This window comes from Pseudonocardia sp. ICBG601 (assembly GCF_020496245.1).
In genome coordinates, this window is the sequence record NZ_JAHLJA010000231.1 from 16880 (window position 1) to 28636 (window position 11757).

The following is an 11757-nucleotide window of genomic DNA, read 5'->3' on the forward strand; positions in this document are numbered from 1 at the left end:
AGTCCCGACTACCCTGGTCGTCCGTGTCCCTCACCCTCGGCATCGTCGGCCTGCCCAACGTCGGCAAGTCGACCCTGTTCAACGCGCTGACCCGCAACGACGTGCTCGCCGCGAACTACCCGTTCGCGACGATCGAGCCCAACGTCGGCGTCGTCCCGCTCCCCGACGAGCGCCTGGGGAAGCTGGCCGAGATCTTCTCGTCGGAGAAGATCATCCCGGCGACGGTGTCGTTCGTCGACATCGCCGGCATCGTCAAGGGCGCGTCCGAGGGCGCGGGCCTGGGCAACAAGTTCCTCGCGAACATCCGCGAGTCCGACGCGATCTGCCAGGTCGTCCGCGTCTTCGACGACCCGGACGTGGTGCACGTCGACGGCCGCATCGACGCCGCGAGCGACATCGAGACGATCGCGACCGAGCTGGTCCTGGCCGACCTCCAGACGCTGGAGAAGGCGGTGCCGCGGCTGGAGAAGGAGGCCCGCACGCAGAAGGACCGCAAGCCGGTCCTCGACGCCGCGAACGCCGCCGTCGCGATCCTCAACGAGGGCAGGACGCTGTTCCAGGCCGAGGCCGACACCGAGCTGCTGCGCGAGCTGACGCTGCTCACGACGAAGCCGTTCCTCTACGTCTTCAACGCCGACGAGGCCGTCCTCACCGACGACGCCCGGCGCAAGGAGCTCACCGAGCTGGTCGCCCCCGCCCGGGCCGTGTTCCTCGACGCCAAGGTCGAGGCCGAGCTGCTGGAGCTCGACGACGAGTCCGCCGCCGAGCTGCTGGAGTCGATCGGGCAGGACGAGCCGGGACTGGCCCAGCTGGCCCGCGCCGGGTTCGCCACCCTCGGGCTGCAGACCTACCTGACCGCCGGGCCCAAGGAGTCGCGGGCCTGGACGATCCCGCAGGGCGCCACCGCGCCGCAGGCGGCCGGGGTCATCCACACCGACTTCGAGCGGGGCTTCATCAAGGCCGAGATCGTCTCCTTCGACGACCTGGTCGCCGCGGGGTCGATGAACGCCGCGAAGGCCGCGGGGAAGGTGCGGATGGAGGGGAAGGACTACGTCATGCACGACGGCGACGTGGTCGAGTTCCGCTTCAACGTCTGACCCGGCCCGCCGTCGCCACCGCACTGCGCCCGTGACCCCGCTGCATCCCGACCTCGCCCGAGCCGTACACGCGCGATGGCCCGACCGCGCACCCGCCTGGATCGAGGCGCTCCCCGTCGAGCTGGCCGAGGTCTGCGCCGCACTCTCGGTCACACCGACCGGCACGACGTTCGCCGCCGGGTCGGCCCACGTGGTGGAGGCGACGACCAGCGCCGGTGCTCGGGTGGTCCTGCGGTCGAGCCCCGACCCGGACGCCGTTCACCAGGCCGCGGTGCTGGAGCAGCTCTCGCGTGCTGGTCTGGCGCCTGCGGTCCATCTCCTGCGGAACACGCCCACGAGCACGTGGACCGCACTGGACGCGGTCGAGCCCGGGGCATCGTTCGCCGAGCGGGAGCCGCGGCCGCGCGACCTCGAGGGCGCAGCCACGATGCTGCGCACCCTCGCCGACGAGGACGGCGTGCCCTCGGCGCCGAGCATCGTCCCGTGGCTCCGGGCACGGCTCACCGATCCGGCCGCCGACGTGGTTCTCGACCAGCTCGCCACCGACATGCCGGCCGGACTGTGCCACGCCGACCTCTCACCGCCCCACGTCCTCCACGGCCGCGGTCGGCTGTGGTTCATCGGCCCGCGCGGGATGAACGGCGAGGCCGCCTACGACGTCGCCGTGCTCGCTCTGAAACTCAGCTACGACGACCTGGAGACGGCTCACCTCCTCGGTCGGAGTATCGCCCGATCGGCCGGTGTCGACGCCGATCGCGCGGCCGCCTGGGTGACGGTGGCCGACGCAGCGGCCGTCTGATCATCGCCGCTCGACCGCATCGCAACACTCTGCTACGTGCTCATGCCCACCGTCAGCTGAGAGGCTGAGGCATCCAGCCGGCGAGAGCAGGGGAGCCTCGGCACGATGAGCACACGCCAGCTCAAGATCGGCCTGCGCGTCTCCGATCTCGCCCGATCCACCGAGCTGTACCGCGCAGCAGGCTTCCGCGAGATCCCCAACCACGAACAACCGAACCTGCGGTACCTGACGTTCGGGCACACCTGGCTGATCCTCAGCGACCTCCACGCTCACGGGTTCCACTCACGGGAGAGCGCCCTGGCTGCGCAACAGGGGCCTCGTGGCGCCGGTGTCGTCATCGCGATTCCTACGACCGTCCTCGACGAGATGTACCGGCTGTGGACCTCTCACGGCCTGCCGATCACGCTCGAACGAGAGGACACCGGCTGGGCGAGGATCTTCTACGGGGCCGACCCGGACGGTTACGAAGTCATGTTCGAGCAGTTCCATGACCAGCGAACAGCCTGACCACCTGCGTCCCCGCTCATCAGAAGGGGTGACGATCCGGCGCCCACACTGACCGTCGTCGCGCCAGCCACGACACTGTGCGCGAGGCCTCGGCGAGCGGGGCCGGTGTGACCGGCTGGGGGAACGACGATGGGCATGGGCCGCTTCGCCGTGGCAGCCGTCGTCGCCGCCGTGTTCGCCACCAGTGCGTGCGCCGCGGCGTCCGGGGCCGAGCCGAGCACCGTCCCGGAACCCGCGGTCGCTCCGGTGTCCGCCCGGTTCGCACCCGCCACCGGTGTTCTGCTCCGCGTCGGTCCGGCGGCGTCCGTGCCGGGCGCGGCGGTGGACGGCGCGATCACCGCGGCCCGCCGGGCGATGGACCGGGCTGCGGCGGCCGAGGCGCGGGAGGCCGAGCGGAGCAGGGCGACGACCTCCGGTGCCGACTGCGCGGAGCGGGCGATGGCGGCCGGCCGGTTCGACCCGTCGTGCTCCGCCTACCAGGGGTACCTCGACCCGGGTACGTCCGCGGGTCGGGCGCCGACCAGCGGCGAGACCCAGATGCAGTACCTGTGCGAGCGGGGCCTGGTGCCCCGGAGCGACTGCTGACCTGCTCTGACCGCCCCGTCGCGACACGGGCGGCGCCGGCCGCCCGCGGCTACGCTGGCGGAGCGTGAACCTCCTCCAGCGCATGGCCCGGGTCGTCAACACCGTCGTCGCGCCCCTCGCGCGCTCGGGCAGGCTCGGTCCGTTGACGGAGATCAGCTACCACGGACGCCGATCCGGCACGGAGTTCCGGCTCCCCGTGGCCTTCCAGCCCGCCGGCGACGGCGGCGTCATCCGTGTCGAGCTGCCGGACCGGAAGAACTGGTGGCGCAACTTCACCGGCGAGGGCGCACCGCTGCGGGTCCGGGTCGACGGCGAGGAACGGCCGGGCCACGGTGTGGCGGTGCGGGACGGACGACAGGTCCGGGTGGACGTCCGGTTCGACGGGGCCCGGTAGCGACCGATCTTCCGACAGGTTGTCTCATATCGCGACGTCGGAGTGTGTCGTACGCCACTACCGTCGGGTCGGCCGTGACGATCACCCGGGATCCGGGTCCGTGACGGTTCCGCGCCCGTCTCCGGTGAGGCGGCCCGACCGACACGGGGGAACCACATGGCCGAGCAGGTCCACAGGCTGATCTACCGCAGCCACAGCACCGTGCCCAGCGACCGCCGCGACGAGGTCCTCGCCGAGATCTTCGACGTGGCCCGCTCGAAGAACAAGAAGGCCGGCGTGACCGGTGCGCTGCTGATCTCGGACAACTGGTTCGTCCAGACCCTGGAGGGCGACGAGGCAGTGGTCACCGGGCTGTTCGAGAAGATCGAGGCAGACGACCGGCACACCGACGTGTCGGTCCTCGAGTCGACGACGGTGGACTCCCGGGTGTTCTCCCGCTGGTCGATGGCCCGGATCTCCGCGATCGGGCGCTCGGACATCCCGCTGCACGACGTCGACGGCCGCATCCGGCCCGCGGCGCCGGACCAGCCCGGGCGGGAGCAGCAGGATCTGCTCACCCGGATGCGGAACACCATCGGCGCGGACACGGTCTGACGTCGCTCACTGCTGCGGGATGTCGACACCCCGCTCGGAGTCGGGGCGCGGGCCGTGGATCCGCCGCTCCGCCTCGGTGATCGGGACGTCGTTGATGCTGGGCTCCCGCCGCCGCATGAGCCCCAGCTCGTCGAACTCCCACAGCTCGTTGCCGTAGCTGCGCCACCACTGGCCGTCGGCGTCGCGGGACTCGTACTGGAACCGGACGGCGATGCGGTTGTCGTCGAACGCCCACAGGCTCTTGCGCAGCGCGTAGTCCTGCTCGCGCTGCCACTTCGCGGTCAGCAGCTCGACGATCTCCTGCCGGCCGGTGGCGAAGGTGTCGCGGTTGCGCCACACCGAGTCCGGTGTGTACGCGCCCGCGACCCGCTCCGGGTCACGGGTGTTCCAGGCGTCCTCGGCGGCCTGCACCTTCTGTCGCGCGGTCTCCGACGTGAACGGCGGGTAGGGCGGACGGCCTTCGGCCACGGCTGCCTCCTCGATGGGTCGAGAACCATCGTTCTCGATGCGTTCCGGTAACGTAGGGAACGACCGTTCTCGATGTCAAGGAGGTCATCGGTGCCTGCGGCCATCACCGAGGAACAGGCCCGTCTCGACCGGGACGGCCTGCTGGAGGCGGCGGAGCTGCTGTTCTACGAGCGCGGCATCCGGGCCGTCGGGATGGACCAGGTCAGGTCGGCGTCGGGGCTCCCGCTCAAGCGGATCTACCGGGACTTCGCCACCAAGGAGGACCTCGTCGTCGCGGTGCTCCGCCGGCGCGACGAGCGGTGGCGCGCCGACCTGGCGGCGTACGTGACCCGGGTCGAGGACCCGCGGCAGCGGCTCCTCGCCGCCTTCGACTGGCTGGGGGAGTGGTTCGCCCGGCCGGGGTTCCGCGGCTGCGCCTGGATCAACGCCTACGGCGAGCTCGGCAGTACCTCGGTGCCGGTGCTGCGTGAGGTGCGCAGGCACAAGGAGCTGTTCCACCGGGAACTCGGGGAGTGGGCGTCGGCGGCCGGGGTGGACCCCGTCGAGCCGGTCTGCCTGCTCGCGGAGGGGGCGATGGTGACCGCGGCGATCGGCGGTAGCCCGGAGCCGGCGCGGCAGGCGCGGGCGGCGGTGGCGGCACTGCTGCTCTGACCGACGGTCACTGCGACCAGGCCGCCGTCATCACCGTGGACAGCGGCTCCAGCTCCGCGACCAGCTCGTCGAGCTCCGCGTCGGCCAGGACCGCGTACGGCGGTGCGGCGAGCTCGTCGGTCAGCGCCTCCACGCGTGCCTTGACCTCCCGGCCCGGGTCGGTGAGCCACCCGTCGTCGTCGATCAGGCCGCGTCGCCGCAGCCCGGCCATGACCTCGGCCAGCCGGGCCGCCGGCAGGTGGTGCACGCGCCCGAACGTCTCCGGCGGGTGGATGCCCATGTCCAGCGCGGACAGCAGATGGGCCTCGGTGCCCCCGACCCGCTCGGCGAGCAGGGCGGTCACGTGCCCGTCGCCGCGGTGCTCGCGCAGCGTCGTCGCGGACTGCCACAACCGGGTCAGCGGGTCGGCGGGGACCTCCAGGGCGCGCATCCCGGCGTACATCACCCGGCCCTCGACGGGCGCGCCCGTCGAGGCGGTGGTGAGCAGGTCGGCGGCGCGGGCCACGCCGGGGGAGTCGGACACCTCGGCGCCGAGGATCCGGCGCAGCGCCGCGACGCTTCCCCGTCGCCACGCGGCGAAGGACTCCTCCGGCGGGGCCGTCGCCCAGGCGCTCGGGATGTGCCGGGCGGCCTCGCCGTCGGCGAAGCTGTAGAACGCCGCGTGCACGACCTCGGCCGGGACCCGGCCCAGCGGCGCGGCGCGGCTCGCGAAGTAGCCGTCCCAGTAGGTGCGGTGGCCGAGTGCGGCCAGCTCCTCGTTCGGCTCGTCGGCGAGGTAGGTGGCCAGGCAGATCGGCTCGAGCAGCTCGAACATGCGGCGGGCGGTGTGTGCAGCGGACATGACCGGTACGACCCGGCGGGCGTCGGGAACTGAGCGGTCACCCGGGCCCGGGTGGTGAGCACCGGCCGCCGCTCGATCCCGGTGTGCCGACGGCGAGGGTCCAGCCGTCGACGTCGCAGCGGCCGCCGGTGCGGTCGCCCGCGGCGACGACGGTCCCGTCGGCCCGCAGCCCGAGCGTGTGCGCCGATCCGGCGGCGACGGCCACCACGTCCCGCCAGGTCCCGACGGCGCACTGCCCGAGGTCGTCGTCCCCGGCGGCGACGACCGTCCCGTCCGCGAGCAGTCCCACCGTGTGACCGCTGCCCGCGGACACGGCGGTGACGTCGTGCCACCCCGCGACGTCGCCGCCGCCTCGACCGGTCGATACGACCGTGCCGTCGGCGCGCAGCCCCACGGTGTGCAGGTATCCGGCGGACACCGCGACCAGGTCGTGCCATCGGTCGACCGCGCACTGGCCGTACCGGTCGTTGCCGGTCGCGACCGCGGTGCCGTCGTCACACACGCCGACGGAGTGCCAGTCGCCGCAGCTCAGGGCTCGGATCCCGCGCCACCCGGCCACCGCGCACGCGCCCTCGGCGGCGCGGCCGACGGCGAGCACGGTGCCCTCGGCGCACAGCCCCAGCGTGCGACGCCAGCCCGCGGCGACCGCGACGACCCCACGCCAGCCGCCGACGGCGCACTCGCCGTCGTTGTCGCGGCCGGTGGCCAGGACCGTGCCGTCGGCGCGCAGCCCGACGGTGTGGGAGCGGCCGGTGTTGCGGGCGGTGTGGACGTTCCCCACCGCGACGGCGACGACACCGGTCCAGCCGTCGACGGCGCACTCACCCGCGCGGCCGTCCCCGACCGCGACGACGGTCCCGTCGGCCCGCAGCCCGGCCGAGTGCCGTCGGCCCGCGGCGAGGACCGCCCTGCCCGCGTCGCTGCCCGGCCGCCCGTCGGCCCGGCCCCACCGGGCGTGCACGGCGTCGCCCTCGACGGTCACGCACGCCCCGAGTCCGCGCAGCACCGCGACCGCCGCGCCGTTGTCCGCGATGGTCTCCGCGACGACCGGTCCGTGGGCGCGTTCCACGAGCATCCGCAGCACGGTGGCACCGACGCCGCGGCCCCGCCACGGCCGGGCCAGCCAGATCCCGGCCTCCTCCCCGCCGTCGACCGGTTCCAGCCGCGCCGCCCCGGCCACCTCCCCGTCGACGACGACCGCCCAGGTCCGTTCGACCGGCCTCGGCGCCGCGACCGACCGCTCCCGGTGGAACGCGACGAACGCCGCGCGCCGCCGCACCGTCCACCCCGGCGGACCGGGCGCCGGCGGCATCACCTCGAGCGGGTCCGCCCCGGCGGCCGCCGTGTCGCACAACGCCGCCAGCAGGGGCTCGTCGAGGCGCCGCAGTCCGATGTGCACCCGCCCAGAATCGCGGTCGTCCGTCCCGCGCGACACCGGGTTTCCGGCCCACGACGGCCGGGCGCCGCCGGTCCCCGCCGACAACGACCCTGGCTCCGGGGGCGACGTCGTCCCCCGGACAACCCGTCCGGGTGTGGATCCACCCCGACAGCGTTACTCCGGACGGACCACGTCGTTGACCATCCTGAGGGAGCCGGCCGCCCCGCGACAGTCTGGTGCGAAGCGCTGTCCAGTCCCGTTCCGGGCCGCCGTTCGGCGATCGATACACACCCCGCACCCGTTCCCCGCGCGACGAACGGTCGAGTCCCGTCCCGCCGTCCGGCCCATTCCTGCAGGTGGATGCGGGTATCTCGAGGTGTCCGCCCGGTCCGGGCGGCGACTCCGGGAGCTAGAGACGCTCGTTCGCCCTCCTCGTTGCACATCTGTGATTCATGCCACTTCCAGGACGCTTTCCGTAACGATCGGCGAGCTGCCGATTCTGTACGGAGAGTAGCTAAACGACACCTGGCGGATAGCACTGTGTGTAGCTGGTCGGCGGCGAGCGGTCGGTTCGGGTGCAGCGAAACGGACATAACGCCGCCCGAACGAGGGGGTGCTCTCGCTTGAGGGATCAGGCTCCGTACGTTCTGCGGCACCGGCCAGTGGCGGAGTGTCAGTAGGACGGCCGGATCACATCGCCACAGAAGGAGTGCCATGAACGCCCCCGAGACGACTCCCGCCCGTCGCAACGCCCGGCGGATCGCCGCCGCCGGCGCCCTGTCCGTCCCGCTGGTCCTGGGCTCGGCCGGCATGGCCTTCGCCGGTGACTACGGCGACGGCGGCAAGCACCACGACAAGGGTCGCGACTGCGCGCCGTCCTCGGCGTACCAGAAGGGCGGTTTGCTCGGCCTCGACGCCGCGGTCGACCCGCAGCTGAACGTCGGCGGCATCCTGAACCAGGGTGCGGTCTCCCAGCAGACCACCAAGCTCGACCGGTCCAACTCCGGCATCGTGCAGAGCGGCTGCGGCGCGGGCGACGCCGTGCAGGTCGACGACCTGGTCGGGCTGGGTCTGGACGTCAGCCCGTCGGCCAACATCGGCGGCATCCTGAACTCCGGCCCGGTGCAGCAGTCGACCACCACCGTCGACGACTCCAACAGCGGGATCCTGCAGTCCGGCGGCAAGCACGGCGGTGGCGGGCACGCCTCGCAGCGCGGCGGCCTGATCGACATCGCGGCCACCGTCAACCCGTCGATCAACATCGGCGGCCTGCTGTCCGGCGGCCCGGTGTCGCAGTCGACCACCACGGTCGACCAGGGCAACTCCGGCATCGTGCAGGGCTGAGCGCCGCGGGACACCCGTGAGGCGCGTACCGCCCGGGCCGCTTGACCCGGCCCGGGCGGTACGGCCGACCGGTTCCTCCGAGCGGAGCTCAGAAGTCCCGGCGGACCAGCATCCGCCACGCCCACCCGGCGGCGACCTCGGGTGGGGGCAGCGGATCGCGTTCCAGCCAGCTCGCCGCGACGCCGAGCAGCGTCCAGGTCAGGCCGGCGGCGAACACGTCCAGCGGCATGCCGAACGCGTCCTCGGAGACGCCGAGCCCCACCGTCGTGTCGGCGACGACCGACTGCATCCGCCGGCGCATCCCGGCCGCCGCGTCCGGCGCCGCGGCACCGCCGAGCGCCTGCCGGTACAACGGCGCGTGCTCCGCGAGGTGGTGGAACCAGCGCAGCAGCGCCGCCGGCGGCTCGGGCCCGATGTCGTCGATCGACAGGTCCGACAGGTCCGCCCCGGCGTCCGCCGCCCGGTTGGCGAGCGCGTCGGCCAGCAACATCTCCTTGTCGGTGTAGTGCTGGTAGAAGCTGCTGCGGTTCACCGACGCGTGCTCCGCGACGTCCGCGATCGTGATCGACTCGAGGGAGCGCTCCCTGGCCAGCGCGAGCAGCGCGTCCTGGAGACGCCGTCGCGTGCGCACCGCCCGGGGATCCACGCTCACCATTCTGCCGAACGGGTGACACCCGGTTGCGGCGACCCGGCATCGCGTCGCCCGCCGGGCGGGATCAGGGACATCCGGCCGCGGTCCAGGCTGCGGAGCAGTCCGTGCCGGCGGAGGCGGGCCCGGCGACCACGGTCCCGAACAGGGCGATCACGAGGACGGCCCCGGCCAGCAGCAGGCGGGGCCCGGCGGGACGGGTACGGCGGTGCGGCGCGGTCATGCCGGTCCTCTCGCCGGACGGCGGGTCGATGTTGCGCCGTGCGGACCAGGCTCATCAGGATCGACGATCGCCGGACGGGCGGCGGGAGCGCTCCGGGGCGCTGCTAGGTTCGGCGCCTCCGTCCGTCCGGGAGGCCATGCGTGATCACCGTCCGGGAGCTGGGCCCCGACGACTGGGAGACCTGGCGCGACCTGCGCCTCGCCGCCCTGGCCGAGGCCCCCGACGCGTTCCACAGCCGGCTCACCGACTGGCTCGGCGCGGGCGAGCAGGAATGGCGCGACCGGCTGGCCGCGCCCGGTCGGTACCTGGTGGTCGAGGTCGGCGGCCGACCCGCCGGGCAGGTCGTGGCCGTCCCGCCGGACGACGACGGGGTCGCCGACCTCATCGCCCTGTGGGTCGCCCCGCACGCGCGCGGGGGCGATGCCGCGACCGCGCTCGTCGACGCGGTCCTCGACCGCGCCGCCGTGTGGGGCGCGCGGACGCTGGCGCTGCACGTGGTGGTCGGCAACGACCGCGCCGCGGCGTTCTACCGGCGGCTCGGGTTCGTCGACCGGGGCGTCGTCGAGCGCCCCGACGGCATCAGCGAGACCCGGATGGACCGGCCCGTCGGCCGTCCGGTCTCGCGGTGCTGACCGTCCGGCCCGCGGCGCCCGCCGACGACCCCGAGCTGACCCGGATCGATGCCCTGACCTGGACGGCCGAGGTCAGCCCCGCCCCGCCGCGGCCCGAACCGTTCCTCGACCGGACCCCGGTCGGGGACGTGCTCGTCGCCGACGACGACGGCGCCGTGGTCGGGTACGTGATCGTCGGGCCCGCGCCGCCCGCCGTCCCGGCGCACGACCACGTCCACTACATCGGGGGTCTGGCGGTGCACCCCGGTCACGCCGGTCGCGGCGTCGGCCGCGCGCTGGTGGACGCCGCGGTGGCCCGGGCCCGTGGCACCGGCGGCCGCAAGGTCACGCTACGGGTCCTCGGTCCGAACACCCGGGCCCGGGAGCTGTACCGCCGCTGCGGCTTCGTCGAGGAGGGCGTGCTGCGCGCCGAGTTCGTGGTCGACGGGGTCGCCGTCGACGACGTCCTGATGGCCCGGCACCTCGGCCTGCCGGACCGCTGAGCTGCGGCGACGCGGAACTGTCGGGGGTCGCTCGTAGCGTCGGAGCCATGACCACCGCCCCGCCGTCGCCCCCGGCCTCGCCACCCGTCCCGTCGCGGGTGGTGGCCGCGCTGCGCGCCTCCTGGAGCCGCGACACCTGCGACGTCGCGGACGTCGGCGCCTGGACGCCGGACCGTCCGTCGCGGGGCCAGTGCGGGGCGACCGCACTGGTCCTGCACGACCTGTTCGGCGGTGACCTGCTGCTCGCCGAGGTGTGGCACGCCGACGGCACGCTGCAGGGCTACCACTGGTGGAACCGGCTGCCCGGCGGCGCCGAGGTGGACCTGACCCGGGACCAGTTCGGCCCGGCGAGACGGTCCACCCGCCCCGGGTGGTCGTGCGGCCGACAGGCCCGCCGCGCCGTTGCCGCGCGCAGTACGAGCTGCTGCGCCGTCGGGTCCTCGACCGGCTGGACGGCCCGGGGTGAGCGGCCCGGGCTCAGCGGCGGCCGCGGCGCACGGCGTCGGCGAGCGTGCCCAACAGCTCGTCGGTGGTGGGCCAGGACATGCAGGCGTCGGTCACCGAGCGGCCGCGGACCATGTCCGGGCCCAGCTCCTGGCGTCCCGCCTCCAGGAAGCTCTCCATCATCAGCCCGGTCACCGCGCGCTCGCCGCCCGCGATCCGCTCGGCCAGCTCGGTGACGACGCCGGCCTGCCGCACGTGGTCCTTGCCGCTGTTGCCGTGGCTGGCGTCGACGACGATCCGCTCCGGCAGGCCCGCCGCGCGCAGGGCGTCGGCGGTCGCGGTGACGTCGGAGGCCGAGTAGTTCGGGGTGGCACCGCCGCGGAGGATGACGTGGGTGTCCGGGTTGCCGATGGTGGTGACCAGGCCGGCGAGCCCGTCGGCGTTGACCCCCATGAACACGTGCGACGCCGCGGCCGCCCGCATTCCGTCGATCGCCGCGCGGATGTCGCCGTCGGTGGCGTTCTTGATCCCGACCGGCATCGACAGGCCGCTGACCAGCTGGCGGTGCACCTGGCTCTCCGCGGTGCGGGCACCGATCGAGCCCCAGGTGACCACGTCGGCGATGTACTGCGGGGTGATCGGGTCGAGGAACTCGCAGCCGACCGGCAG

The 11757-nt window shown here is 73.8% G+C and carries 16 protein-coding genes; 10 read left to right on the forward strand and 6 right to left on the reverse strand.

What is annotated here, in order from left to right:
• Nucleotides 1–23: 23 nt before the first annotated feature.
• From ychF to KPL57_RS62730, 6 genes are all read left to right on the forward strand, one after another.
• The gene (gene ychF, locus KPL57_RS62705) at nt 24–1097 is read left to right on the forward strand and encodes a redox-regulated ATPase YchF (protein ID WP_075308229.1); all 1074 of its coding nucleotides are present in this window, start codon (nt 24–26) and stop codon (nt 1095–1097) included.
• 31 nt (nt 1098–1128) lie between these two features.
• The gene (locus KPL57_RS62710) at nt 1129–1896 is read left to right on the forward strand and encodes an aminoglycoside phosphotransferase family protein (RefSeq protein WP_226359158.1); all 768 of its coding nucleotides are present in this window, start codon (nt 1129–1131) and stop codon (nt 1894–1896) included.
• 105 nt (nt 1897–2001) lie between these two features.
• On the forward strand, nt 2002–2403 hold the full coding sequence (locus KPL57_RS62715) for a VOC family protein (protein ID WP_226359159.1): 402 nt from the start codon (nt 2002–2004) through the stop codon (nt 2401–2403).
• A 135-nt stretch (nt 2404–2538) separates the two neighbouring features.
• Complete coding sequence (locus KPL57_RS62720) at nt 2539–2988, forward strand: hypothetical protein (protein WP_226359160.1); 450 nt, start codon at nt 2539–2541, stop codon at nt 2986–2988.
• A 64-nt stretch (nt 2989–3052) separates the two neighbouring features.
• Nucleotides 3053–3382, forward strand: a complete 330-nt coding sequence (locus KPL57_RS62725; protein WP_198932129.1) for a hypothetical protein — start codon at nt 3053–3055, stop codon at nt 3380–3382.
• Between the two features lie 156 nt (nt 3383–3538).
• Nucleotides 3539–3976: a BLUF domain-containing protein gene (locus KPL57_RS62730; RefSeq protein WP_226359161.1), complete on the forward strand. Its 438-nt coding sequence runs from the start codon at nt 3539–3541 to the stop codon at nt 3974–3976.
• A 6-nt stretch (nt 3977–3982) separates the two neighbouring features.
• Here KPL57_RS62730 and KPL57_RS62735 read toward each other — a convergent pair whose 3' ends face one another.
• Nucleotides 3983–4444, reverse strand: coding sequence for a nuclear transport factor 2 family protein (locus KPL57_RS62735; RefSeq protein WP_226359162.1), 462 nt, complete (start codon nt 4442–4444; stop codon nt 3983–3985).
• Between the two features lie 90 nt (nt 4445–4534).
• On the opposite strand from KPL57_RS62735, the gene KPL57_RS62740 reads away from it, so the two are divergent.
• Entirely contained in the window at nt 4535–5095 is a 561-nt protein-coding gene (locus tag KPL57_RS62740) for a TetR/AcrR family transcriptional regulator (protein WP_226359163.1), read from the forward strand.
• Nucleotides 5096–5102: 7 nt separating this feature from the next.
• Here the strand turns inward: KPL57_RS62740 and KPL57_RS62745 are convergent, their stop codons facing one another.
• Nucleotides 5103–5936 carry a MarR family transcriptional regulator gene (locus tag KPL57_RS62745; protein WP_226359164.1) on the reverse strand — a complete coding sequence of 278 codons (834 nt, stop codon included), beginning with the start codon at nt 5934–5936 and terminating at the stop codon, nt 5103–5105.
• A 37-nt stretch (nt 5937–5973) separates the two neighbouring features.
• Nucleotides 5974–7335, reverse strand: a complete 1362-nt coding sequence (locus KPL57_RS62750; RefSeq protein WP_226359165.1) for a GNAT family N-acetyltransferase — start codon at nt 7333–7335, stop codon at nt 5974–5976.
• 693 nt (nt 7336–8028) lie between these two features.
• On the opposite strand from KPL57_RS62750, the gene KPL57_RS62755 reads away from it, so the two are divergent.
• On the forward strand, nt 8029–8658 hold the full coding sequence (locus KPL57_RS62755; protein ID WP_226359166.1) for a hypothetical protein: 630 nt from the start codon (nt 8029–8031) through the stop codon (nt 8656–8658).
• A gap of 88 nt (nt 8659–8746) precedes the next feature.
• Here KPL57_RS62755 and KPL57_RS62760 read toward each other — a convergent pair whose 3' ends face one another.
• The gene (locus KPL57_RS62760) at nt 8747–9304 is read right to left on the reverse strand and encodes a TetR/AcrR family transcriptional regulator (RefSeq protein ID WP_043276927.1); all 558 of its coding nucleotides are present in this window, start codon (nt 9302–9304) and stop codon (nt 8747–8749) included.
• A 70-nt stretch (nt 9305–9374) separates the two neighbouring features.
• Nucleotides 9375–9530 (reverse strand): hypothetical protein, encoded by a 156-nt coding sequence (locus tag KPL57_RS62765; protein ID WP_226359167.1) that lies wholly within the window; start codon nt 9528–9530, stop codon nt 9375–9377.
• Between the two features lie 140 nt (nt 9531–9670).
• Between KPL57_RS62765 and KPL57_RS62770 the strand changes: the two genes are divergently transcribed.
• Nucleotides 9671–10162, forward strand: a complete 492-nt coding sequence (locus KPL57_RS62770) for a GNAT family N-acetyltransferase (RefSeq protein ID WP_226359168.1) — start codon at nt 9671–9673, stop codon at nt 10160–10162.
• Nucleotides 10156–10644 carry a GNAT family N-acetyltransferase gene (locus KPL57_RS62775; protein ID WP_226359169.1) on the forward strand — a complete coding sequence of 163 codons (489 nt, stop codon included), beginning with the start codon at nt 10156–10158 and terminating at the stop codon, nt 10642–10644. The genes KPL57_RS62770 and KPL57_RS62775 overlap by 7 nt, the downstream gene beginning before the upstream one ends.
• Nucleotides 10645–11121: 477 nt before the next feature.
• Here KPL57_RS62775 and KPL57_RS62780 read toward each other — a convergent pair.
• Nucleotides 11122–11757 (reverse strand): 3-deoxy-7-phosphoheptulonate synthase (locus tag KPL57_RS62780; RefSeq protein ID WP_226359170.1); only part of this gene is annotated, 636 nt, incomplete at its 5' end.

What these genes read in the sequence shown, in the direction of transcription:
- KPL57_RS62715 (WP_226359159.1), top strand. Translation starts at nt 2,002, where the DNA reads ATGAGCACACGCCAGCTCAAGATCGGCCTGCGCGTCTCCGATCTCGCC.
- KPL57_RS62755 (WP_226359166.1), top strand. Translation starts at nt 8,029, where the DNA reads ATGAACGCCCCCGAGACGACTCCCGCCCGTCGCAACGCCCGGCGGATC.
- KPL57_RS62730 (WP_226359161.1), top strand. Translation starts at nt 3,539, where the DNA reads ATGGCCGAGCAGGTCCACAGGCTGATCTACCGCAGCCACAGCACCGTG.
- KPL57_RS62745 (WP_226359164.1), bottom strand. Translation starts at nt 5,936, where the DNA reads ATGTCCGCTGCACACACCGCCCGCCGCATGTTCGAGCTGCTCGAGCCG.
- KPL57_RS62720 (WP_226359160.1), top strand. Translation starts at nt 2,539, where the DNA reads ATGGGCCGCTTCGCCGTGGCAGCCGTCGTCGCCGCCGTGTTCGCCACC.
- KPL57_RS62765 (WP_226359167.1), bottom strand. Translation starts at nt 9,530, where the DNA reads ATGACCGCGCCGCACCGCCGTACCCGTCCCGCCGGGCCCCGCCTGCTG.